General features: G+C 69.7%; 17 protein-coding genes and 1 pseudogene. 9 read left to right on the top strand and 9 right to left on the bottom strand.

Annotated elements, in window-relative coordinates:
- Nucleotides 1-14: 14 nt before the first annotated feature.
- Nucleotides 15-1,268, bottom strand: a complete 1,254-nt coding sequence (locus tag ACQEVY_RS07725; RefSeq protein WP_432946169.1) for a serine hydrolase domain-containing protein — start codon at nt 1,266-1,268, stop codon at nt 15-17.
- Between the two features lie 406 nt (nt 1,269-1,674).
- Between ACQEVY_RS07725 and tgmA the strand changes: the two genes are divergently transcribed.
- Nucleotides 1,675-1,866: a putative ATP-grasp-modified RiPP gene (gene tgmA / locus ACQEVY_RS07720; protein ID WP_165339315.1), complete on the top strand. Its 192-nt coding sequence runs from the start codon at nt 1,675-1,677 to the stop codon at nt 1,864-1,866.
- Between the two features lie 16 nt (nt 1,867-1,882).
- Nucleotides 1,883-2,875: an ATP-grasp ribosomal peptide maturase gene (gene tgmB / locus ACQEVY_RS07715; protein ID WP_432946167.1), complete on the top strand. Its 993-nt coding sequence runs from the start codon at nt 1,883-1,885 to the stop codon at nt 2,873-2,875.
- Here tgmB and ACQEVY_RS07710 read toward each other — a convergent pair.
- Nucleotides 2,862-4,784, bottom strand: a complete 1,923-nt coding sequence (locus ACQEVY_RS07710) for a phosphatase PAP2 family protein (protein WP_432946165.1) — start codon at nt 4,782-4,784, stop codon at nt 2,862-2,864. The genes tgmB and ACQEVY_RS07710 overlap by 14 nt on opposite strands.
- A 651-nt stretch (nt 4,785-5,435) precedes the next feature.
- Here ACQEVY_RS07710 and ACQEVY_RS07705 point away from each other — a divergent pair.
- The 5 genes from ACQEVY_RS07705 to ACQEVY_RS07685 all read left to right on the top strand — a co-directional run bounded on the left by ACQEVY_RS07705 (nt 5,436) and on the right by ACQEVY_RS07685 (nt 12,040).
- Nucleotides 5,436-6,557, top strand: a complete 1,122-nt coding sequence (locus ACQEVY_RS07705; protein ID WP_432946163.1) for an ROK family protein — start codon at nt 5,436-5,438, stop codon at nt 6,555-6,557.
- Nucleotides 6,558-6,831: 274 nt separating this feature from the next.
- Nucleotides 6,832-8,154: an extracellular solute-binding protein gene (locus ACQEVY_RS07700; RefSeq protein WP_432946161.1), complete on the top strand. Its 1,323-nt coding sequence runs from the start codon at nt 6,832-6,834 to the stop codon at nt 8,152-8,154.
- A gap of 133 nt (nt 8,155-8,287) precedes the next feature.
- Nucleotides 8,288-9,199 (top strand): carbohydrate ABC transporter permease, encoded by a 912-nt coding sequence (locus ACQEVY_RS07695; RefSeq protein WP_432946159.1) that lies wholly within the window; start codon nt 8,288-8,290, stop codon nt 9,197-9,199.
- Entirely contained in the window at nt 9,196-10,092 is an 897-nt protein-coding gene (locus ACQEVY_RS07690; protein WP_432946157.1) for a carbohydrate ABC transporter permease, read from the top strand. The genes ACQEVY_RS07695 and ACQEVY_RS07690 overlap by 4 nt, the downstream gene beginning before the upstream one ends.
- Nucleotides 10,093-10,195: 103 nt before the next feature.
- Complete coding sequence (locus ACQEVY_RS07685; protein WP_432946155.1) at nt 10,196-12,040, top strand: hypothetical protein; 1,845 nt, start codon at nt 10,196-10,198, stop codon at nt 12,038-12,040.
- Nucleotides 12,041-12,095: 55 nt separating this feature from the next.
- On the opposite strand, the gene ACQEVY_RS07680 is transcribed toward ACQEVY_RS07685, so the two are convergent.
- Together ACQEVY_RS07680 and ACQEVY_RS07675 are read right to left on the bottom strand one after the other, a co-directional pair.
- Nucleotides 12,096-13,436, bottom strand: coding sequence for an MFS transporter (locus ACQEVY_RS07680; protein WP_432946153.1), 1,341 nt, complete (start codon nt 13,434-13,436; stop codon nt 12,096-12,098).
- Between the two features lie 166 nt (nt 13,437-13,602).
- Nucleotides 13,603-14,268: a TetR family transcriptional regulator gene (locus ACQEVY_RS07675; RefSeq protein ID WP_432946151.1), complete on the bottom strand. Its 666-nt coding sequence runs from the start codon at nt 14,266-14,268 to the stop codon at nt 13,603-13,605.
- Nucleotides 14,269-14,448: 180 nt separating this feature from the next.
- On the opposite strand from ACQEVY_RS07675, the gene ACQEVY_RS07670 reads away from it, so the two are divergent.
- Together ACQEVY_RS07670 and ACQEVY_RS07665 are read left to right on the top strand one after the other, a co-directional pair.
- Nucleotides 14,449-15,324, top strand: coding sequence for a shikimate dehydrogenase (locus tag ACQEVY_RS07670; RefSeq protein ID WP_432955109.1), 876 nt, complete (start codon nt 14,449-14,451; stop codon nt 15,322-15,324).
- Nucleotides 15,325-15,541: 217 nt separating this feature from the next.
- Nucleotides 15,542-17,341, top strand: a complete 1,800-nt coding sequence (locus tag ACQEVY_RS07665; protein ID WP_432946149.1) for a bifunctional sugar phosphate isomerase/epimerase/4-hydroxyphenylpyruvate dioxygenase family protein — start codon at nt 15,542-15,544, stop codon at nt 17,339-17,341.
- On the opposite strand, the gene ACQEVY_RS07660 is transcribed toward ACQEVY_RS07665, so the two are convergent.
- From ACQEVY_RS07660 to ACQEVY_RS07640, 5 genes and pseudogenes are all read right to left on the bottom strand, one after another.
- Nucleotides 17,328-18,791 (bottom strand): membrane-associated oxidoreductase, encoded by a 1,464-nt coding sequence (locus ACQEVY_RS07660; protein WP_432946147.1) that lies wholly within the window; start codon nt 18,789-18,791, stop codon nt 17,328-17,330. The genes ACQEVY_RS07665 and ACQEVY_RS07660 overlap by 14 nt on opposite strands.
- Nucleotides 18,792-18,836: 45 nt before the next feature.
- The gene (locus ACQEVY_RS07655) at nt 18,837-19,424 is read right to left on the bottom strand and encodes a histidine phosphatase family protein (RefSeq protein WP_432946146.1); all 588 of its coding nucleotides are present in this window, start codon (nt 19,422-19,424) and stop codon (nt 18,837-18,839) included.
- Nucleotides 19,425-19,438: 14 nt separating this feature from the next.
- Nucleotides 19,439-20,317 (bottom strand): phosphogluconate dehydrogenase (NAD(+)-dependent, decarboxylating), encoded by an 879-nt coding sequence (gnd, locus tag ACQEVY_RS07650; protein WP_432955108.1) that lies wholly within the window; start codon nt 20,315-20,317, stop codon nt 19,439-19,441.
- Between the two features lie 60 nt (nt 20,318-20,377).
- The gene (opcA, locus tag ACQEVY_RS07645; protein WP_432946144.1) at nt 20,378-21,310 is read right to left on the bottom strand and encodes a glucose-6-phosphate dehydrogenase assembly protein OpcA; all 933 of its coding nucleotides are present in this window, start codon (nt 21,308-21,310) and stop codon (nt 20,378-20,380) included.
- A gap of 190 nt (nt 21,311-21,500) precedes the next feature.
- Nucleotides 21,501-22,445 (bottom strand): annotated as a pseudogene (locus ACQEVY_RS07640) (glycoside hydrolase family 16 protein); the annotation flags it as partial.
- Nucleotides 22,446-22,559: the final 114 nt, after the last annotated feature.

The raw sequence follows: 22,559 nt of genomic DNA, 5'->3' as shown, positions 1-22,559 counted from the left end.
GTCCTCAACTCACCTCAGTCGGCGACCACTTCATGCCCCAGCCGCCTCAGATCCGCGTACCACGCCAACCCCGCCGCGGGCCGTACCTGGCTCATGAACTGCACGGTCAGGTCACGGTGCGGGTCGACCCAGAAGGTTGTGCCGGACGCGCCGGACCAGCCGTACAGGCCGCGGCTGGACGGTGACTCCGTACGAGCCGGATCGATCACCACCGAGACGCCGAAGCCGAAGCCGACGCCCGCGTTGCCCGGGAAGTCGTGGACGGGGCTGCCGAAGGTGCGGAGGTCGGCGGGGAGGTGATTGGAGAGCATGGTCGCCACGGTCTGCGGGGAGAGGAGTCGGGTGCCGTCCAACTCGCCGCCGCGGCGCAGGAATTCCATGAACCGGTGGTAGTCGCGCGCACTCGCCACCAGGCCTCCGTTGGCGGAGAGCAGACGGGGACGGCTGCGTCCGGGCTGCTCAGGGCTTCGTACGATGCTGCCCTTACCGCCACCGTCCTCGTCGCCCCCCTCGCTCCCATCACTCTCGACGTACAGCACGGCCAGCCGGCCCGCCCGGTCCTCGGGAACCCAGAACCCCGCATCCGCCATCCCCAACGGCCCGAAGACCCGCTCGGCGAGGAACGTATCCAGCGGCTGCCCGGACACCACCTCCATCACGCGCCCGAGAACGGTGGTCGCGACCGAGTAGTTCCACTCCGTGCCCGGCTCGAACTGGAGCGGCAGGCCCGCGAACAGCTCGCAGGCCTCGGCCAGATCCGCGTCCGGCGGCTCCGCCCGCTCCACTCCGGCGGCCCGGTACGCGGCGTCGACGGGATGGGCGTGGTAGAAGCCGAAGGTCAGACCGGCGGTGTGGGTCAGCAGGTGGCGGATGCGGATGGGCCCCTCGGCGGGGCGGGTCCTGAGGGCCGGGCCGCTTCCGTCGACGTATACGCGGGGCTCGGCGAAAACCGGGAGATAGCGGGCGATCGGGTCGTCGAGGTCGAGCAGTCCCTCCTCCTTGAGCATCAGCGCCGCCACGGACGCGATCGGCTTGGTCATCGACTGGATTCGCCAGATCGTGTCCGTCCCGACTGGCGCTCCGGCCTCCCGGTCTCGGAGGCCGCACGAAGTGAGATGTGCGACACAGCCGTGACGGGCAACCGAGACGAGGTACCCGGGCAACCGGCCGTCGTTGACGAGACGGGCGAAGTATTCGTCCAGCCGTCGCAGGGCTGCCGGATCGAGTCCGACCTCGGCCGGGTCCACCTCTTGTCGCAACTCGCTCATCGTGCACTCCCGTTCCAGGAAGGAGCTGCCGTCCCTGTGAAATCTATCGTCTACCTGCGGATTCGCGAGGCCGACGACGTTTATCAGCGCACCGGAGGTGTAACGCGGGCGCGTACGGCGCGCGCGTGGGCGAGGTATGCGCCGGGGCGTTGAAATGCGCCCGAAGACCGGATCCTCGAGGCCCGGGTATACGTCTTAGAAGGCGGATGGGTGCCCCATGCATCAAGTGAGCGGCCGGGCCGGGCGGGGGCTTGAGGACGAACGGCTCGGATGATTACACAGCGTGAAGCAACCATTCGGCAGTTCGATTCGTATATCTCCGTGGAAGCCCTGCGGACCCGTCAGGCACCATGACGCCGGAGCGTCACGATCCGTTTGACGGCGAAGCACCGAGCAAGGAGAACCAATGCGACCGTTCGCGCTCAACTATGCACGTCCGGCCCCGCAGTTGGAGGTCAGCGTTCCGTACGCCTATGACTCCAGACTGCAATTGAACGTCCTGCCCGACGGGCGGCTCGCCGCTCATGACTACGCCGTGTTGCGGGAACTGGGGGCCACGACGTCCACGGCGGGCTCGAAGACCCACTTCGACGACTGAAGACGGACCCCCGACGATGACGGTTCTGATCCTGACGTGCGAACAGGATGTAACCGCGGACATGGTGGTGGCGCGACTGGACGGGACGGGTGTCCCGGTCGTCCGCCTCGACCCCGCGGACCTGCCGGGAGGCGTCGCCCTGTCCGGCGAGTTCGTGCACGGCGCCTTCCGCGGACACCTGTCCGCCGGTGGCCGGCTGGTGACCATGAGCGGTCTGCGGTCCGTATGGGTCCGCAGGCCCGGTGTGCCCGCGACGCGGGTCGCCGAGCCGTCCGCCTGGCTCACCGAGGAGTCCGCGCAGGCGCTCTACGGCATGCTGCGTTCCACCGGCGCGCGCTGGATGAACCACCCCGACGCGGCCCGCCAGGCCCGCCACAAGCCCTGGCAGCTTCACCTCGCACAGCGCTGCGGGCTTCCGGTGCCCGCCACACTGATCACCACGTTCCCGCAGGCCGCCCGCGACTTCGCGGAACGCTTCCCGGATCTGGTGGTCAAGCCCGTCTCGGGCGCACACCCGCAGGAGCCGCCGAGGGCGGTTCCGACCAGCAGGGTCGCACCCGAGACGGATTTCTCGGCCGTAGCCTTCGGCCCCACTCTGCTGCAACGGCGCGTGGCCAAGCGCGCCGACATCCGGCTGACCTGCGTCGGCGACCGGTTCTTCGCCGCCCGCAAGGCGGTCGGCCAAGGCGCCGATCCCAGTGAGGTCGACGTCCGGTTCGCCACCTCCACCGAACCGTGGCAGCCGGTCGAGACGCCGCCGCGGGTCGCCGCGAGCGTGCACGACTACCTTCAGGAGGCCCAACTCTCGTACGGCGCATTCGACTTCGCCGAAGACGCCGACGGCATCTGGTGGTTTCTCGAGTGCAACCAGGCGGGCCAGTTCGGTTTCGTGGAAATAGAGACGGAGCAGCCGATCGCCCGCGCCGTCGCCGACTGGCTCGCGGCACCCCTCCCGGACACCGAGCCGCACAACGGCCATGTGTCCAAGGAGACGGTCACCTGCGAGTGAGCCGTACGGACAGACCGCGGGCGGTGAACACCGGCTCGGCGGCGTAGCCGTCGACCACGATGCGGCTGAACCGGCCGCGCAGGACACGGGTGTCGATGACCGGAATCGTGGTGCCCGGCTTCGGCGGCCGCTGCTCGTCCAGGCGGATGACCAGCGTGCTGTCCCGCTCGAGGAGCACGCGCCGGGTAGCCGTCAGGGCCGGTGCGCCGTCGCCCGTGACCGTCACATCAAGGGTCGTACCGGACGACTGGGCGTACGCGCCGCGCACCCGAAGCGGCGAGGCCGCCCGCAGTGTGCCACCCCGCACCTGCACGTCGCCGCATCCGAGGGCGTCCCGCGAACCGGTCGCGAGGACGCCCTCCTCCAGCGTGGTGCCGCCGGTGTAGCGGTTGGCTCCCGCGAGGGTCAGCGTGCCGGTGCCCCGCTTGATCAGCGAGCCGCGCCCGCCGATGCCGTTGCGCCAGGTGTCGGCCGCGGCGAAGCCGCCCTGGGCGGCGTCCATCGTGACGCGCACGTCCGAGTCGAACGCCCCGTATCCGTCGGCCGCGGCGAAGAGGTTCAGCCGCCCCCACAGCTCGAAGCCGTCTAGCAGGACGTACCCGGCGGGCAGCGCCGTCGTCCGCAGCACTTCACGCCGCTGGGCGGCGGACAGATACGGCAGCCGCGTCTCCAGGAGGACCTCGGCACCCTTCGGCACGGTCATCCGGTCCCGGGCGGGCCGCTTGGGCAGGACGTACGTCAACTTCGGGGCGACGCCTGCCGAGTTGAGCGCACGACTCGCGTACGGGTCCTCGTCCAGGTCCGCCGAGTGCGCGAACTCGTACAGCGTGTCGGCGGTGGTGCCGGTCTCCTTCTGGAAGTAGGCCAGGGCCTGAGCACGGGCAGCAGCCTTGAGCCCGGCGTTCTTCGGATCGGCGAGGGCAGCGGCCGCGAGCGCGGTGGCGAGGATCCGGCCACCGATCACATCGACGGAGGAGTGCATGCCCGACACGATGCGCGTGTGGGACACCTCGAAAGCCCGGGTCACCAACTCCTGAAACCGCTCCGGAACCGCATAACCCATAGCCAGCGCCGCCAAATGCAGCGCGTTGGTGTGCCCACTCGGGAAGCCCCCGTCCTCGGCCGGCGCCTCGGCCCGCTGCCGCAGCAACTGCGGAACGACCACCACATCGGACGCGTAGACCGGATAACCGAGCGCGTCCTTCTCCCCGGTGTCGACGACCTCGCTGTCCTTGTTCATCCGCCAGGGCCGCGGGTACTGATACGCGAACTTACTGGGGTTCCCCGAGGCGAACGGGCCGCGCACGGCGTCGACCAGCTCGGCCACATTCCCCAACTCCGAGTCGTGAGACCCCGCCCCGAGCGCGGACCCCGCGGGAGCGTCGGCCGGGATGGTGTCGTTGATTTTGCCCGCGGGCACGCCATCCGGCGCGGACGTAATGCCGGTGACCGCCTTAGCGCCCTTCTTGTAGAACTCGGCGAGGGGACCCAGTCCGTCGATCACCGCGTAACTCTGGTGTTGGCGATCATGAATGAAGGCCAACTTCCCCTCGGCGTCGGTCCGCCGGCTGGTGACCCGCACGCTGTAGCGCACGTTGGCCCGCAGAACGTCGGCCATGAGCGGCATCCCGCTGTCCCAGTCGGCCCCGGTCTTCCAGATCTCGCCAAAGCCACCGAGGATGCGAACCGCCGCGTTGCTCTCGGGGGTGAGGTTGGCAACGACGTTGGTGGTATACGAATCGACAAAGGCAGCAGGCGAGTTGGCAGGGGTTGAGTCAGCCACGGCCGGCCACGCACCAACCACCGGAGCGGCAACAAGCCCCGCAGAGACCCCCACGGAGCTACGCAGGAACAGACGCCGATCGATACGGAGCTGGCGGTGCGGAGTGCGGGTGTACTGCCCGGGCATGGGGGTGCCTCTCTGCGTGGCGTTTCGCCTTGGGTGGATGGGGGTTGAGCGCAGGGCTGTGCCTATCTGCGGCTCTGCCGCAGGCCCGCAGCCATGCCACGACCCGGCGGGGGCAGGGGCGAAGCCCCGCCCTTCAGGGGCGCGGGGCTGTGCCGATTTGCGGCTCCGCCGCGCGGGCGCGCTCAGCCCCAACGGGCCCGCAGCCGTCCTACGACCCGTGGGCTGGGGCGAAGCCCCGCCCCTCAGGGGCGCGGGGAACTGCGCGCTCAGCCCCAACGGGCCCGCAGCCGATCTACGACCCGTGGGCTGGGGCGAAGCCCCGCCCCTCAGGGGCGCGGGGAACTGCGCGACCAGCCACAACCGGCCCGCAGCCGAGACACAACCCGGCGGAGCTGGGGCCCGGGGGCGCAGCCCCGGCTGAACTGCGGCTGCACAAGCGGGAGTTGGCACCTCGAAGCGTTCAGGAAGCCCCGGGACGGGCTTCAATTTCGGCGCGGCAGGCGAGTACCGCATGAAGTTCGTTAGGAAGTTAACTAACGAAGTAGGGTGCGTCAAGAGCCACGCAACCCAGCCCCGTACAACCCTTGTACAACCCTTGCGGACAGACCCCCGCGACCAGCGGAGACCCCCGCACCAGCCCCAGGGGAGAGCATGCAACTGAGCGAGAGCGCCCGCGCGGTGTTCGCCGTACTGGCCGCGGCCGGTACCGCCACCCGCCCCCAACTGGCAGCCGGCGCGGGCCTGTCCAAGCCGACCGTCTCCTCCGCCGTGGCCGAACTCGAGGCCGCCGAGCTGGCCGCCTGCTCCGGCACGGTCTCCGGCGCGACCGGCCGGTCCGCCGCCGTGTACGGACTGGGGCCCGCCGCCGGAGCCGTACTCGCCGTCGATCTCGGCCCCGCCGTGACCCGGGTGCGCGGCTGCGCCCTGGACGGCGCCCTGCTCGCCGAGGGCACCGGCTCCCGTCCGGAGGCCGCCGACGTCGTACGTCAGGTCCTCAAGGAACTGCCCACCGGTGCACCGCTGCGTGCCGTGGTCGTGGCCGTCGGAGACGTCGTCACGCAGGACCCGGAAGGCGCCGGCGCGCGTCCGGCGACCGCCAAGGCCGGGCCCGCCTTCGACGCCATGGCGGTCGCGCTGCCGCCGGGCGTACCGGTTCACCTGGAGAACAACGTCAACTGCGCCGCGCTGGCCGAGCTGCACGAGGGCGCCGCCCGCGGCAGGCACAGCTTCGGCTATCTGCGGATCGGCGTGGGCATAGGCCTTGGCATCGTCATCGGCGGCCAGGTGCTGCGCGGAGCGAACGGCGCCGCAGGTGAGGTGGCCCGGCTGCCGTACCCGTGGGACGAGGGCCGCGAACCGAGACGCGAGGCCCTGGAGGCGCACATCGGCGTGCGGTCCCTGCTGCACCGGGTCGAGCAGGCATGGCAGGACGCCGACGACCCGTACCCCGAAAACGCCGAGCGGCTTTTCGCCCTCGCCGAGGAGGGCCACACCGCGGCACGTGCCGTGGTCGCCCGCCATGCCGCCGACGTGGGCCGGCTGGCAGCCGCCGTGGCCGCCGTACTGGACCCGGGACTGATCGTGCTGGGCGGCGCCACCGGCACGGACCCGCAGCTCGTGCCCGGTGTGCAGGCCGAGTTGGACCGGCTGAGCTGGCCCACGGAGGTGGTCAGCAGCACGGTCGGCGAGACCGGTACGGTGGCGGGCGCGAGTCGGCTCGCCGTCGCACACGGAATCCAAACCGTGACCGGTGGGACGTCAGTCAAGCATTGACGGAGACTCGTTGGTCTGCCAATGTCCGGACAAGCGCTTTCTAGGTCGGTCGGGACGCCGGCTTGGGGCGAGCGTCCCGCCCGTACTCGACGTACGGCAACCGCACCAGGGCGAGCTTGTGCGGCGACGGCCACAGTGGCCGGGGACCCTCGCCCGCCAGGATGACGCGGCCGGACGAGGCCGCGCCCTCGGAAAGCGAACCTTTTTGCACAATGCACCCGTGCCGCCTCCGTCGGCGCCGTGCTCCGTCCCCTACCACGAAAAGGGATCGAAGATGACCACTGTGGGTGTGCGGCGCTCCCGCCGACTCGGCCGCGGCGGCATACGCCGCCTGGTCCCCCTCGCTGCCGTGGCCACGGCAGGTGCCCTGTTGCTTTCCGCCTGCGGGGGCGAATCCAGCTCGGGCGGGACCTCCAAGTCGCTGACGTTCTGGATCTCCACGGTTCCGGGGCAGGACGCGGGCTGGAAGAAGATGGTGGCGCAGTACGAGAAGGAAACCGGCGTCAAGGTCAAGCTCGTCAACATTCCCTATGACGGCTACGACGCGAAGCTGCGCAACTCCGCGCAGGCGAACTCCCTGCCCGACGTGGCGTCGGTGCCGAAGGTGGACCCGATCTGGGCGAACAAGCTGATCGACCTCAAGTCCATCGCCAACAAGAAGAGCAACAAGATCAACGGCAACTTCGTCGCCAAGGACTCGTCCGGGAAGGTGCTGGCCATCCCCTCGGACATCACCGCGTCCGGCATGTTCATCAACAAGTCGCTCTTCGAGAAGGCCGGCGTCGACTACCCGACCTCGCCCGACAAGACCTGGACCTGGTCCGAGTTCATCAAGGCGGCGGACGAGGTCCGGGAGAAAACCAACGCCAAGTACTCCCTGACGTTCGACCCGTCGCCGTCCCGGCTCCGCGCCATGGTGTACGAGATGGGCGGCAAGTACGTCCAGGCCGACGACTCCGGCAAGTTCTCGGTGGACGCGGCGACCAAGAAGGCCGTGAACACCTTCGTCGGATGGAACGACGACAAGACCATGCCGAAGTCGGTGTGGACCAGCGAGGCCGACCCGTCGGCCATGTTCCAGAGCGGCGACGTCGTCGCCTACTGGTCCGGCGTATGGCAGGTCGCCGCCTATGCGGAGAGCATCACGAAGTTCGAGTGGGCGAGCGTCCCGACTCCCGCCGAGCCGGTGCAGGCCAGCGACGTCAACAGCGGCGGCCTGACGGTGGGCTTCAACAACAACGGCGACGCCGCCGCGGCCGCGGAGAAGTTCCTGTCCTGGGTGTACGAGCCGGCCAACTACCAGGCGCTGTGCGAGGCGTCCGGGTTCCTGCCCGTCGAGACCGGCCTGAACCCGAAGTACCCCTTCAAGTCCGAGGCGGCGCAGGCGGCGTTCAAGCTGTACAACGAGTCGATCCCGCTGTACGACCCGATCTCCGGCTACTTCAACACCGCGCAGACGAGCTGGGCGCTGAAGGGCAAGACCCTCACCGAGGACCCGACCACGACGGAACTCGGCAAGGCGATCAACGGCCAACAGTCGGCCGACAAGGCCCTGGAGAACATCGTGGCCGGTTACAACCAGCAGGTCGGCGGCTGATCGTAGGCCGACGGGCCGGGCGGCGGGGTCGAGACACCGCCGCCCGGCCCAGGGCCTGTCTCGGGACCCACGCGATGCCGGGCTCATGGCCTGAGCGCACCGGAACCCATTCCACCAGCACGGAGTCAGGAAGATGACCAAAAGCGCCCCGGACGTGTCCGTGAGCCCGCCCAGGAGACGCAGTAAATACACCGTCGCGCCGCTCGTCCTCATCGCGGGCAATGTCGTGCTCTTCGCGCTGTTCTTCGCCTGGCCGGCGGTGATCGGGCTCGTCTACTCGTTCACGAACTACACGGGCGTGGGGGCGTTCCAGTTCGTCGGACTGGACAACTACCAGAACCTGGCCGGGGACTCCACCTTCTTCGACGCGCTGACCCGGACGCTGCTGTACACCGTGCTCTTCGTTCCGCTGAACTTCGTGTTCTCGCTGCTCATCGCCAACGTGCTGGTGAGCAAGCACGCCAAGGGCATGTCGGTCGCCCGCGTCTTCTTCTTCATCCCGTGGCTTCTGTCGCCCATCGTCGTGGGTGTCCTGTGGCGGTGGCTGTTCGGTGAGAACTTCGGACTGGTCAACCACGTCATCGAGAAGTTCGGCGGAAGTGCCGTTCCGTGGCAGTCGAACGCGGACCTGTCGCTGCTGGTCGTGGTGGTGGCGGCATCCTGGGCCTGGACGGGCTTCTCGATGCTGCTGTTCATCGCGGCGATCAAGAACGTACCGGTGTCGTACTACGAGGCGGCCTCGCTCGACGGCGCCGGTCCGTGGCGCCAGTTCCTCAACATCACACTGCCGAGCATCGCGCCCACTTCCTTCATCGTCATCCTGCTCAACACGATCCACGCGATGAAGGAATATCCGCTGTTCGCCGCCCTCAACAACGGCGGACCCGGAACGTCGAACAACCTGCTTGTCCAGTACATCTACCAGACCGGCTTCAAATCGGGCCAGATCGGCTACGCGAGCGCCGCGTCGTTCGTGCTCATGCTCATCCTGATGGCCGTCGCGGTCGTCCAGCTGATGGTCAACCGGCGGGTGGAGAACCGATGACAACCACAGACATGCCTCGCAAGGTCGACGCCGGGCCCGGACGGGCCGTTCCCAAGAAGCGGCCCGGCGCGGTCGGCGGTGGGCTTCGGCGCGCGGTGCCCGCGACGACGCTGCTGTGGGTCCTGGCGGCCGTCTACGGATTTCCCGTGCTGTGGTTCGTCCTCAGCTCCTTCAAACCGGCGGGAGACCTGTTCTCCTCCCTGTCGCTGTTTCCGGACGACCCCACCCTGTCGGGCTACAAGGCAGCGTGGGACAGCGCCAACTTCTCCCAGTACTTCATCAACACGGCCATCGTGTCTGTGGTCGCGACGATCCTCACGGTGGGAGTCAGCTGCTGCACGGGGTACGCGCTGGCCAAGTACGACAACAAGTGGCTCAAGGTGTTCTTCATCTGCATCCTCGCCACGACGATGCTGCCGGGCGAGGTCATGCTCGCCCCGCAGTTCCTGGTGGCCCGCGACCTGGGCCTGTTCAACTCGCTCGCCGGCATCGTCTTCCCGGCCTTGCTCACGGCGACCGGCTGCTTCATGTTCCGCCAGTTCTTCCTGACGGTCCCTGACGAGCTCGTCGAGGCCGCCCGCATCGACGGGGCGCGTGAACTGTCGATCTTCCTGCGGATCATGGTGCCGATCTCCCGGCCCATCATGCTGACGCTCGCCATCCTGTCGTTCCAGTGGCGGTGGAACGACTACATCTGGCCGCTGCTGATGCTGAACGACCCCGACAAGTTCACCGTGCAGATCGGCATCCAGAGCCTCGTCGGCGCGCAGAACATCAACTGGTCGGTGGTGCTCGGCGGCTCGGTCATCTCCATGGTTCCGCTGATCGTCGTCTTCCTGGTGTTCCAGCGTTATGTCATGAACGCCGACATCAACGCAGGATTGAAGGACTGACCGTGTCCACCCCGCTCGACCACGAGTTCGTCCGCGCGGCGGCCCGCGCCGCCGACCGGCCGGCCGCCCCGCCGGCCACCTCCGGCATGAAGGGCTGAACAGCTTGTATCTCCCGCATCAGCGCGGCCAGTTGCACGATCTGGCCGACGATCCGGCCGCGTACGACCGTGTACTGGCCGACGTGACCGAGCAGGCGCTGGCCCGGCTCACCCCCGAGGGCAATCTGGAACACCCGGCCGCCACCGACGACATCGGTGACACCTCGCTCGGCATCACCTCCCTGCTCGCACTGGCCTGGCACCGCACCAAGGACCCCCGCCTGCCGGACGCGGTCCGCCGCAGCCTCGCCTTCCACCTGCGCGCACGCGTCTACACCGAGGACAACCCCGGTTACCCGAACCTGACGATGCGCAAGTCCGGTTTGCCGTACGCCCGTTACGTACTCGCCCCCGGCGCCCACCCCATCGGCGACTGGCCGAGCACCGTGTGGGCGCTGCTCCAGGCGGTCAACGTGCTGGACGCGGCGGACGGCCTGATCGACGAGGAGCAATACCGTGAACTCCTCGATGTGGCAGGCGGTTACTGGCACTGGCTGACCGAGGCCACGGTGTTCAACCCGCAGGACGCCGCCAACCAGGCCATCGGCTGCGTGGTCGGCGGGCTGATGCTCGCCCGCCATCTCCCTTCGGAAGAAGGTGAGTTGGTACGGCGGCGGGCGATGCACGTGTACGTGAGCGAGATCCGCGCCCGTCGTATACGGGACAGGGGTGCCCCGCTGCCTCCCGAGCACGGCGGCGCGTACGACAACAACTACGGGCCGATCTCCCTCTCCTTCCTCGCCCAGGCGCACCGGGTCAGCGGCGAGGACGTCTTCGCCGAGGACGGCGACGCGCTCGCCCGCTATATCGACGCACGGCTGGCGGGAAGCGGCTTCGACATCGGCGGGCCGCGCTACAGCGAGCAGCACTCCGCCTTCGAATCCGTCCTGGGGCTGCGGTACTTCAGCGCGCGCATCGGCGCCGACATCGGCCGCTACGCCGGGGACTCCCGCTGGGGCCGGCACGCGGTCGGGGCGGACGGCGGCGTGGACGGGCACTTCGCGTTCATGCTCGTCTGGCAGATCCAGGACACCACGCGTTGGCACCGCACACCGCGTACGGAACCCGCCTGCCACCAACTGCGGGCGGGCACGGTCACGGTGTCGTTCGACGACCGGATGACGCCCACCGTGATCGAGGCGGGCGGCTCGGTGCTGGTGGCCGGGGCCGTCGACCGGCAGCACGGGTTCGGGCCGGTGACGGACGGCTTCCTGCTGTGCCGTCCGATGGGCGCGGTCCGGGTACGGGACCAGCGCTCCGGGGACCTCGCCGCCAAGCTCGTGAGCAAGCCCGTCGTCGGGCGGGACCATGTGCTGCGCCATGTTCAGTCGCTGTACGTCACGGACGGCACCCGGCTGTGGATGACGGTCGTCGTCGAACGGCTGGGCGGGGAACGGTACTTGCTCGCCGGGATGCCATACGTCGTCGCGGAGGGCGACCGGTTCCGCAGGACCGGCGAACTGCCGCCCGTCGCCTCCGCAGGTGAGCTCCGGCTGACGCATCCGCCGGCCGGTAGCTCGGACAGCTTCGACGCCCGGCACGACGTCACCCAGCAGCAGGCGGCCTTCGAACTCGCCCTCGACCCACGCGGCTACGGCAACCCTGACCAGGGCTGGAGCCACATCCGGACGACCACCGCTCTCGAAGCGGGCCCCGCCCCGGGCGTACCGGAGGACCTGGACGTCTTCGCGGTGCGCTACGGGCCGGAGGCGACGGAGCCGCTGAGCGTGACCTGCGAGCGCTCGCCGGAGGGCCTGACGGTGCGTACCGAGGCCTTCACGGCGGTGCTCGGCGAGCCCGACGCGCACGGCGAACCGGAACTGACGCTGGTTCGCCGTGCGCGTCGCTGACCCGGGGCTGGGCTTGGGCCTGGGTCTCGTGTGAGGCCTGGGCCCAGCCCGAGGCTCAGGCGGTCACTTTCTCGCGGCCGGTCGTGTCCTGCTCGGCCCGCTCGCCGAGCCGCTCCGTCGGGACCTTGTGCGTCTCACGGGCCGTGAACGCGGCGATCACCGGCGGGACGCACAGTGCGGCGGTGAAGAGGGCCACGGCCGACCAGTTGTCGCCGTCAGGGCCCGCGATCTGCGCGGCGAAGGTGACGGCGAACCCGGCGATCGCGAAGCCGATCTGGGTGCCGATCGCCATGCCGGACAGGCGGACGCGGGTCGAGAACATCTCGCCGTAGAAGGCGGGCCAGACGCCGTTCGCCGCGCTGTAGACGACACCGAAGGCGACGATGCCGAGGACCAGGACCAGCGGGTACGAGCCCGTGGAGATGGCCCACAGGTAGCCGAACATCGTTACGGCGCTGCCGGCCGCGCCGAGCAGGAAGACCGGGCGGCGGCCGATGCGGTCGGAGAGGGTGGCCCACAGCGGGATCGCGGCGAGGGCGACGAGGTTGGCGAGGGCGGCCACCCACAGCATGGATGTGCGGTCCATGCCGACCGAGTCGCTGGTCGCGTACGACAGCGCCCACACCGTGAAGATCGTGCTCACCGAGGCAACGAGCGCGGCCGCGACCACCCGCAGCACATCCGCCCAGTGCTCGCGCAGCAGCACGGCAAGCGGCATCTTCGGGACGCCCTCGGTGGCGGCCTGCTGCGTGAAGGTCGGGGTCTCGTCGAGCGTACGGCGGATGACATAGCCGACGACGGCGACCACGAAGCTCAGCCAGAACGGGATGCGCCAGCCCCAGGCCAGCAACTGGTCCTCGGGGAGCGCGGCGACCGGGATGAACACCAGGGTGGCGAGGAGCTGGCCGCCCTGAGTGCCGCTGAGCGTGAAGCTGGTGAAGAAGCCGCGGCGGTTCGGCGGCGCGTGTTCCAGCGACATGGAGTTGGCGCTGGCCTGCTCGCCCGCGGCCGAGATGCCCTGCAGGATGCGGCAGAGGACGAGCAGGACCGGGGCCAGCGTGCCGACCTGCTCCCGCGTGGGCAGACAGCCGATGAGGAACGTCGACAGGCCCATCAGCATCAGCGTGAAGACCATGATCTTCTTACGGCCCAGCTTGTCGCCGAAGTGACCGAGGAACAGCGCGCCGACCGGGCGGGCCGCATACGCGACGCCGAACGTGGCCAGTGACAGCAGCGTCCCGGTGGCCGGGTCCGACTCGTCGAAGAAGACATCCGGGAAGATCAGCGCGGCGGCACTGCCGTAGATGAAGAAGTCGTAGTACTCCAGGGCACTACCGATCCAGGCGGCCGTGGCGGCCTTCTTCGGCTGGCCCGGGGGCGCGGCGGGGACGGACATGGCGTGCTCCTCGGGGGACGGGGACCGCTGAGCAGGGATGGGGGCCGCTGATCAGGGGACGGAGGCGCTAATGAACTCACTGGTTAGTTATTGAGCGGTTGGCCAGAGATGTTGCGCCCGCGTTTCGGCATGCGTCAAGAGGGTGCGCCGAAGAATTCCGTGAGGCTCAGTCCGCGGACCGCTCCGCCGTCAGGTAGGCGATCACCATGTCGCCCAGCATGGTGCGGTAGTGCTCCCGCTGGTCGGCGGCGACCAGATCGCGGCCGAAGAGCGCGCCGAAGGTGTGCCGGTTGGCGACCCGGAAGAAGCAGAACGAGCTGATCATCGCGTGCAGGTCCACCGCGTCGACCTCAGCCGTGAACAGGCCGGACTCACGCCCCGAGGCCAGGATGCGGCCGATCACATCGAGCGCGGGCGAACCGATCTTGCCCAGCTCCGCGGAGGCGGCGATGTGCTCCGCCTCGTGGATGTTCTCGATGCTGACCAGGCGGATGAAGTCGGGGTGCGCCTCATGGTGGTCGAAGGTGAGCTCGGCGAGCCGCCGGATGGCCGCGACCGGGTCCAAGTGCTCCACGTCCAGCTGCTGTTCGGCCTTCCGGATCACGCTGTACGCCCGCTCCAGCACGGCCGTGAACAGCTGCTCCTTGCCGCCGAAGTAGTAGTAGATCATCCGCTTCGTGGTGCGAGTCCGGGCGGCGATCTCGTCCACCCTGGCCCCGGTGAACCCGGCCCGCGCGAACTCCTGGGTCGCCACGTCGAGGATCTCGGCCCTGGTGCGGGCGGCGTCGCGGATGCGGCCGTTGGGTCGTGCCGGTTCTTCGACGCTGGTCATCGGGTTCCTTCGCGTTCCTCTCCGGCGAGCTGCCGTGCCGGAGATTGTAGAACCAGGCCGTTCTGCGGGAGTGGGCGGACCGTGGGCCGGGGCTTCCCGTGGACCTCCGATGCTGCTATAGCTAACGTACTAGTTCGTACATTAATGAGTTGCCCGCTCGCGTCAGGAGGTCCCTCGGTGCTGTCCAAGGACTCGTATCTCGTCGGACTGATCGGTTCCGGCATCGGCCCGTCGCTCAGCCCGGCGCTGCACGAGCGGGAGGCGGACCGGCAGGGCCTGCGCTATCTGTACCGGATCATCGACATCGACGACCTCGGTGTCCCGGCCGAAGCGGTGGGGGACCTGGTACGGGCCGCCCGCGACCTGGGCTTCGACGGGCTGAACATCACGCATCCCTGCAAGCGGTTGGTCATCGAGCATCTGGATGCGCTTGATCCGCAGGCCGAGGCGCTGGGTGCGGTGAACACCGTTGTGTTCGAGGACGGGCGCGCGGTCGGGCACAACACGGATGTCACCGGGTTCGCGGCCTCGTTCGCGCGCGGGCTGCCTGATGCTCCGCTGGAGCGGGTGGTTCAGCTGGGCGCCGGCGGCGCGGGCGCGGCTGTCGCGCACGCCACGCTCACGCTGGGCGCCGAGCGCGTCACCGTCGTGGACGCGTTGCCCGACCGGGCCGTTGCGCTGGCCGATGGGCTGAACCGGCGCTTCGGTGACGGCCGGGCGACCGCCGCGGCGCCGGACCGGCTGGCTGCGCTGGTCGCGGACGCAGATGGGGTTGTGCATGCCACGCCTACGGGTATGGCTGCCCATCCTGGGCTGCCGCTTCCGGCTGGGTTGCTGCATCCCGGGCTGTGGGTGGCCGAGGTTGTCTACCGGCCGCTGGAGACGGAGTTGTTGCGTGCCGCTCGTGGGGTTGGGTGCGCCACGTTGGATGGGGGTGGCATGGCTGCCTTCCAAGCTGCCGATGCCTTCCGGCTGTTCACCGGGCGGGAACCGGACGTCAGTCGGATGCTGGCGGACATTGGCGAGTTGGCCGGGGCTGTGAGTGTTCGTGACTAGGCGCCGTGGGGGTTGTACCGTGTGTCGGCTGCGGGGCCGTTGTGGCTGGTCGCTCCCCCCACTCTCGGCTGCGCTCGAGCGGGGGAACCCCCATCGCGGCGGAGCCGCATATGTCACAGCCCCGCGCCCCTAAGGGGCGCCCCCTGAACCGGCGGTTTAGAAGCACCGCCAGGAGTGTGAAGCCCTCCAGAAGCGTGACGCCTCGAAGGAGCCCCCCATGCGTACCTCCATCGCCACCGTCTCCCTCAGTGGTTCCCTCACCGAGAAGCTCACTGCTGCCTCCCGGGCCGGGTTCGACGGGGTCGAGATCTTTGAGAACGACCTCCTCGCCAGTCCCCTCTCTCCCGAGGAGATCCGCGACCGGTGCGCCGACCTCGGGCTCAGCATCGACCTGTACCAACCAATGCGCGACATCGAGGCCGTACCTCCGGACGAGTTCGCGCGGAATCTGCGGCGCGCCGAGCGTAAGTTCCAGCTCATGCGGCGGCTCGGTGCCGACACCGTGCTGGTGTGTTCCAGTGTGTCGCCGCTTGCCGTGGACGACGACGTGCTCGCGGCCCGGCAGCTGCGCCAACTTGCCGAACTGGCCCAGGAGTTCGGGATTCGCGTTGCGTACGAGGCGCTGGCGTGGGGGCGGCATGTGAGTACGTACGACCATGCATGGCGCATCGTCGAGCAGGCCGATCACCCGGCGCTCGGGACCTGCCTCGACAGCTTTCACATCCTCGCCCGCGGGTCCGATCCCAAGGGCATCGCGGATCTTCCCGGCGAGAAGATCTTCTTTCTCCAGCTCGCCGACGCGCCGCTGCTCGCGATGGACGTCCTGCAGTGGAGCCGCCACCACCGCTGCTTTCCCGGCCAGGGTGGCTTCGATGTCGCGGGGCTGCTGCGGCATGTGCTGCGTACCGGTTACGACGGGCCGCTCTCCCTGGAGGTCTTCAACGACGTGTTCCGGCAGGCCGAGGCCGGTCCGACCGCGGTGGACGCCCGCCGCTCCCTCCTCGTGCTGCAGGAGAGCGTCGGAGTCGCGTCGCTGCCCGCGCCCGTCGTCCCCACCGGCGTCGCCTTCGCCGAACTGGTCACGCCCGACGCGGAACCCCTCGCGGCGCTGCTCGGCGCGCTCGGTTTCGCCCGTACCGCACGGCACCGCGGCAAACCCGTCGACCTGTGGCAGCAGGGCGAGGCCCGCATCCTGGTCAACACCGGACCGGCCGATCGCCGCCACGGCACTGCGCTCGCCGCGCTCGGTCTGGAGTCCCCCGACCCGGCGGGCGCGGCCCGGCGCGCCGAGGCCCTGCTGGCACCGGTACTGCCGCGCCGCCGCGCACCGCAGGACGTCCCCCTCGACGCGGTAGCCGCCCCCGACGGCACGGAGCTGTTCTTCTGCGCCACGAACCGGCCCGAACTCCCCAACTGGCTCACCGACTTCGAGGGCCTCGAGCACCACCCCGCGGAAGCCGCGAACGCACAACGCATCGACCACCTCGCCCTCACCCAGCCCTGGCACCACTTCGACGAAGCGGCCCTCTTCCACCACAGCGTCCTCGGGCTGCGGGCGCAGCAGAGCGTGGACGTCGCCGACCCGTACGGTCTGCTGCGCAGCCGCGCCGTCACCAACGCCGACGGCAGCGTCCGTATCGCCCTCACCGTCGGCGCGGCCCCGACGGACGACACCGTCCACGCCCAGCACATCGCGCTGGCCACGGACGACGTGGTCGCCGCGGCCCGCCGCTTCCGCGAGGCAGGCGGCCACCTGCTGCCGATCCCCGCGAACTACTACGACGACCTCGCGGCCCGGTTCGACCTCACCGAGGAGGAGTTGGCGACGTACCGCGAACTGGGCATCCTCTACGACCGCGACGAGCACGGCGTCTTCCGCCACTGCTACACCCACACCGTCGGCCGCGCCTTCTTCGAACTGGTCCAGCGCGATGGCGGCTATCGGGGGTACGGCGCCCCGAACGCGCCCGTACGTCTGGCAGCGCAGCACGCCGCAGGCGGAGTCACTGCCGGCTGACCGTCCGCGTCACGCCCGCGACGACCGACGTGGCCAGGATCCAGCCGGTGAGGACCAGGACGTACGACAGGTACTGGTACGGGCCCTTCGGGGCGAACGCGGCCTCCTGGCCGAAGGAGATGACCGGGAGGAGGAGGTCGAGGGTGTAGAAGACCGGGTTGAAGGGCGGAACCTCGTCCGGCTTCAGGGCCGGTGGATGGTTCAGGGCGTACGAGATGGAGCCGACCGCCAGCAGTGAAAGGAGCCAGACCGCGGCGCGCAGCGGGCGGAAGCCGTAGCCGACGGTCGCATCCTGGACCTGGCCCCACAGGCGGCCGTACCAGGGGAGTGTGCGGCGGTGGCGGCGCTGCTTGGCCAGTTGGACGACGCGGGCCGCGTCGTCGTCGCCGATACGGCGGTAGGCGGCGGTCAACTGCTCGTAGGCGTGCGGGACATAGCGGTCGTCGTCGCGTTCCAGCATGGGCAGTCGGCGCTCGGCCGGTTCGTGAGGCGTGAGGGTCGTATAGCCGAGACCGTCGAGGCGGACCGTGTCCGGCAGCTTCTCCGGATCCAGGAAGAGGACCTCGACCTGGGCCCGGCGCAGATTGAGGCCGCCGTCCAGCGGTTCGCCCCTGCGCAGCCACAGTTCCCCCACGGTGCAGCTGCTGGCCCGCAGCGCCATGTCGCCTGGGTTCGACAGACGCGCGTACGACAGGTCGAGGCGGCCGGCGACTCGGGCGCCCCGCAGCCCGATCCATCCCTTGACGTCCGCCTGCCGCAGCAGGAGGTCGCCCCCCACGCCCAGCGTCACGGCGTCCAGGGACACCTGGCCGGGGTGGCGGAGGCGGGTGTCGGTGAGATTGACCGATCCGTTGACGGTGGCGCCGTTGAGGCGTATCTCCCCGTGCGCCTTCAGCCCGGGGGCATGGAGGTCGTCGCCGACGGTTGCCTGGTTGAGCTGCAGCACCGGCTCCGCGGCGTCCGGCGCGCTGAACTCGGCGCTCTCCATGTACAGGCTTCCCGCGATCTGCGCCCCGGCGAGCCGCACGGGGCCCCGGAACCGGGAGCGGGTCATCCGCAGCACGCCCTCCACCTGGACGGCGTGGGAGGTGAGCCCGGGCAGGACCGACTCACTGAGGTTCAGCTCGCGGAGCCGGCAGGCGTAGAAGCGCGGAACCTCGTCGAAGTAGCAGTGCCGCAGTCGGGCGGGGTGGTCGACCGTGGCGTACTGGAGGTCGAGCATCCCGGAGACACGAGCGCCCGCGAGACCGAGCGACGCTATCTCGCCGTCCTCCTGAGGGCCGTTGAGAAGGAGGGTCCGCAACACGGCCGCGCGTACGGTCCGTTCCGGACCCCAGTCGGCCCCGTCCGCCACGTCCTCGTCGGTTCCGGAGCGGAAGTCCACGGACTCCCCGCGGGAAAACGCCCGCCACACCCGCTCTTCGGCCGCCGTCAGATCGTTGATCTCCATCAGCGGGGACTCTGACGCGGCCCGGGGCAGGTGTCAACTCGCCGATTACGCCCTGGTGTTCCACTCCGCGATGACAGGCCGCCCATGCTCCGTCGACAACCGGCTCAACGTCCCCGTCTCCAGCCGGAACAGCCGCCCCTCCGACGGCGGCAATCCCAGCCGGCGAGCCGTCAGCACCCGCAGGAAGTGCCCGTGGGCCACAAGCAACACATCCCCCTCGGGGAGCGTCTCGGCAACCCGGGCCAGGACCCGGTCGGCACGCTCGCCCACCTGCCCGGGCGATTCGCCGACGTGCCCCTCCGGGCCGGACGGCGCCCCGTCCGTCCACAGATCCCAGTCGGGACGGGTGCGGTGGATCTCGACGGTGGTGACGCCCTCGTAGCCGCCGTACTCCCACTCATGCAGGTCCGGGTCCACGACGGCCCCCGACAGGCCCGCGAGTTCGGCCGTGCGCACCGCGCGACCGAGCGGGCTGGTAAGGACGAGCGCGAAGGACCGGCCCGCGAGGAGCGGAGCCAGCGACTTGGCCTGTTCCTCGCCGCGTCGGGTGAGGGGCAGGTCGGTCCGGCTGGTGTGCTGACCCGACGCGCTCCACTCGGTCTCGCCGTGGCGGATCAGGAGAAGGTCGCCCATGACCGTTACATCGCCTACTTCGCCGACTCGACGGAGTGGCCGCCGAACTGGTTGCGCAGCGCCGCGATCATCTTCATCTGCGGCGAGTCGTCCTGCCGGGAGGAGAAGCGCGCGAAGAGGGACGCGGTGATCGCCGGCAGCGGTACCGCGTTGTCGATGGCCGCCTCGACCGTCCAGCGGCCCTCACCCGAGTCCTGCGCATAGCCGCGCAGCTTCTCCAAGTGCTCGTCCTCGTCGAGCGCGTCGACCGCCAGGTCGAGCAGCCAGGACCGTATGACGGTGCCCTGCTGCCAGGAGCGGAACACCTCGCGTACGTCCGTGACGGAGTCGGCCGCCTGCAGCAGCTCCCAGCCCTCGGCGTAGGCCTGCATCATGGCGTACTCGATGCCGTTGTGGACCATCTTCGAGAAGTGCCCGGCACCCACCTTGCCCGCGTGGACATAGCCGTACGGGCCTTCCGGCTTGAGTGCCTCGAAGATCGGCTGGAGCCGGTCCACGTGCTCCTTGTCGCCGCCGACCATGAGGGCGTAGCCGTTCTCCAGGCCCCACACACCGCCGGAGACGCCCGCGTCGACGAAGCCGATGCCCTTGGCCCCCAGCTCCTCGGCATGCTTCTCGTCGTCCGTCCAGCGGGAGTTGCCGCCGTCGACGACCGTGTCGCCGGCTTCCAGCAGGTCCCCGAGTTCGTCGACGACCGACTGGGTCGGGCCGCCCGCCGGGACCATCACCCAGATCACCCGCGGGCCTTCGAGGCGGCCGACCAGTTCGGTCAGGCTGCCGACGTCGGAGAGCTCGGGATTGCGGTCGTAGCCGATGACGGTGTGCCCGCCCTGGCGGATGCGCTCGCGCATGTTCCCGCCCATCTTGCCGAGACCGATCAGGCCAAGTTCCATGGCTGTCATGCCCTTTCGCTTCCTATGAGCGTGTGGTGGCCGGTGATCGTGGGCCGCGCCTCAGACACGGCCGCTCCCCGCCTTGTCGGCACCGCGCAGGGCGATCGCGTACATGTCGTCCGCGTCCAGGCGGCGCAGTTCCTCGGCGATCAGCTCGGAGGTGGGGCGGACCTTCAGGGCGAGGGTGCGCGAGGGCTGGCCGGGCAGGGAGAGGGTGGCCAGCGGGCCCTCGGGGCGGTCGATACGGACCTCGCCGTTCACGGTGTCGAGCTGTACGCCCGTGACGACCGGGCCTGGGGTGACCACCCGATCGACCCGCACCCGCAGCCGGGCCTCCAGCCAGCGGGCCAGCAGCTCGGCGCTCGGGTTCTCGGCCTCGCTCTCGACGGCGGCCGAGATCACCTCCGCACGGGCCTGGTCGAGGGCCGCGGCCAGCATCGAGCGCCATGGCGTCAGCCGGGTCCAGGCGAGGTCGGTGTCGCCGGGCGCGTACGAGGCGACGCGCTGCTCCAGGGCGATGAGCGGGGCCTCGACGGCGTACATGTCCGTGATCCGGCGCTGGGCCAGCGCGCCGAGGGGGTCCTTCGCGGGGACCTCGGGTGCGTCCACCGGCCACCACACGACGACGGGGGCGTCCGGGAGCAGGAGCGGGAGGATCACCGAGTCGGCGTGGTCGCCGGCCTCCCCGTACAGCCGGAGTACGACCGTCTCGCCGGTGCCGGCGTCCGCGCCGACCCGTACCTCGGCGTCGAGGCGGGACTTCGTGCGGTCGCGGGGGGTGCGGGAGACGCGCCTGATGACGACGAGGGTGCGTGAGGGGTGCTCGTGCGAGGCCTCCTCGGCCGCCTTGATCGAGTCGTACGCATTCTCCTCGTCCGTCACGATGACCATCGTCAGAACCATGCCCACGGCGGGGGTGCCGATGGCGCGGCGGCCTTCCACGAGGGCCTTGTTGATCTTGCTTGCCGTGGTGTCGGTCAGGTCGATCTTCATGGCCTGCGCCAGCTCCGTCCGTTCTTGTGTGCCGGAACCCCATTGTCGTCGAGCGAGGTGGCGACCGCTTGGGATCAACCACGCACGGCGGCCGGGGATTCCCGGGCGGAGAACGGGCGCGGACACGGAGAAGGGGCGGGCCGTTCGGCCCGCCCCTTGTGGGGGGTTTCCGGAGATGGCGCAGGTGTCAGCCGGTCGACTGGAGGACCTGGACGTAGTCGACCACCATCGGGTGGCCGGGCTCGGTGGCGGCGTCCGGGCCGCCGCCGTGGGCGGCCGGGAAGGCGCCGCCCATCGCGACGTTCAGGATGATGAAGAAGCCGTGGTCCGTGGCGTTGGTCCAGGTCGTGGCGTCGACCTGGTTCTCGCGCACCGTGTGGTAGTTGTCGCCGTCGACGTAGAAGCGGATCTCCTCGACGTCGCTCGACCGGTCCCACTCCAGGGCGAAGGTGTGGAAGCCGGCCGTGCAGGCCGCGCCGGGACACGCGGTGGAGCTGCCGATGCCGGTGTTCTCGTTGCAGGGGCCGCCCGGGGCGGTGCCGCAGTGCATCGTGGCGAACACCGTGTTCTGGCCCTGGGTGTTCTCCATGATGTCCAGCTCGCCCACCATCGGCCAGTTCTGGTAGTTGCCGCGGTACGGCTCGCCCAGCATCCAGAACGCGGGCCAGTAACCCCTGGCCGCGGCGCCGGTGACGTTCGGCGTCTGGAGGCGGCTCTCGACGCGCAGCTTGCCGCCGGCGGGGGGCTCGAAGTCGGTGCGGTTGGTCTCGATGCGGCCGGAGGTCCAGTTGCCGGAGGCGTCGCGGCGTGGCGTGATCCGGAGGTTGCCGTTGCCGTCGAGCGAGACGTTGTCCGTGCTGTCGGTCATCGTCTCGATCTCGCCGGTGCCCCAGTTGGCGGGGCCGCCGGGGTAGCCGGTGCCGGTGGCGTACTGCCAGTTGTCGCGGTTGACGCCGGTGCCCGCGGCGCCGTTGAAGTCGTCGGTGAACACTTCGGTCCAGCCGGACGGGGGCGGTGGGGGAGACGCGTTCGCGGGCAGGGTGATCGCCGCGGCGCCCGCGGCCAGGCCCAGCGTGCTCAGTACGGCGATGAACACATGCTTCAGGGGTTTGCGCCTGCTATGGGTTCCACTCATGGATGCCTCGTTCACGGTGGTGTGGGGGTGCGGGTGGGGGATCCACCGAGAGGCTTGAGAGCGCTCTCAATGAAGCCGCGCCCGACAATGTGCTCTCTGTCACGTCAGTCGTCA

This window comes from Streptomyces sp. CA-288835 (genome assembly GCF_050936385.1).
Lineage (GTDB): Bacteria > Actinomycetota > Actinomycetes > Streptomycetales > Streptomycetaceae > Streptomyces.
Note: the sequence above shows the minus strand (reverse complement) of the source record. Positions and strands in the feature narration are given on the sequence as shown.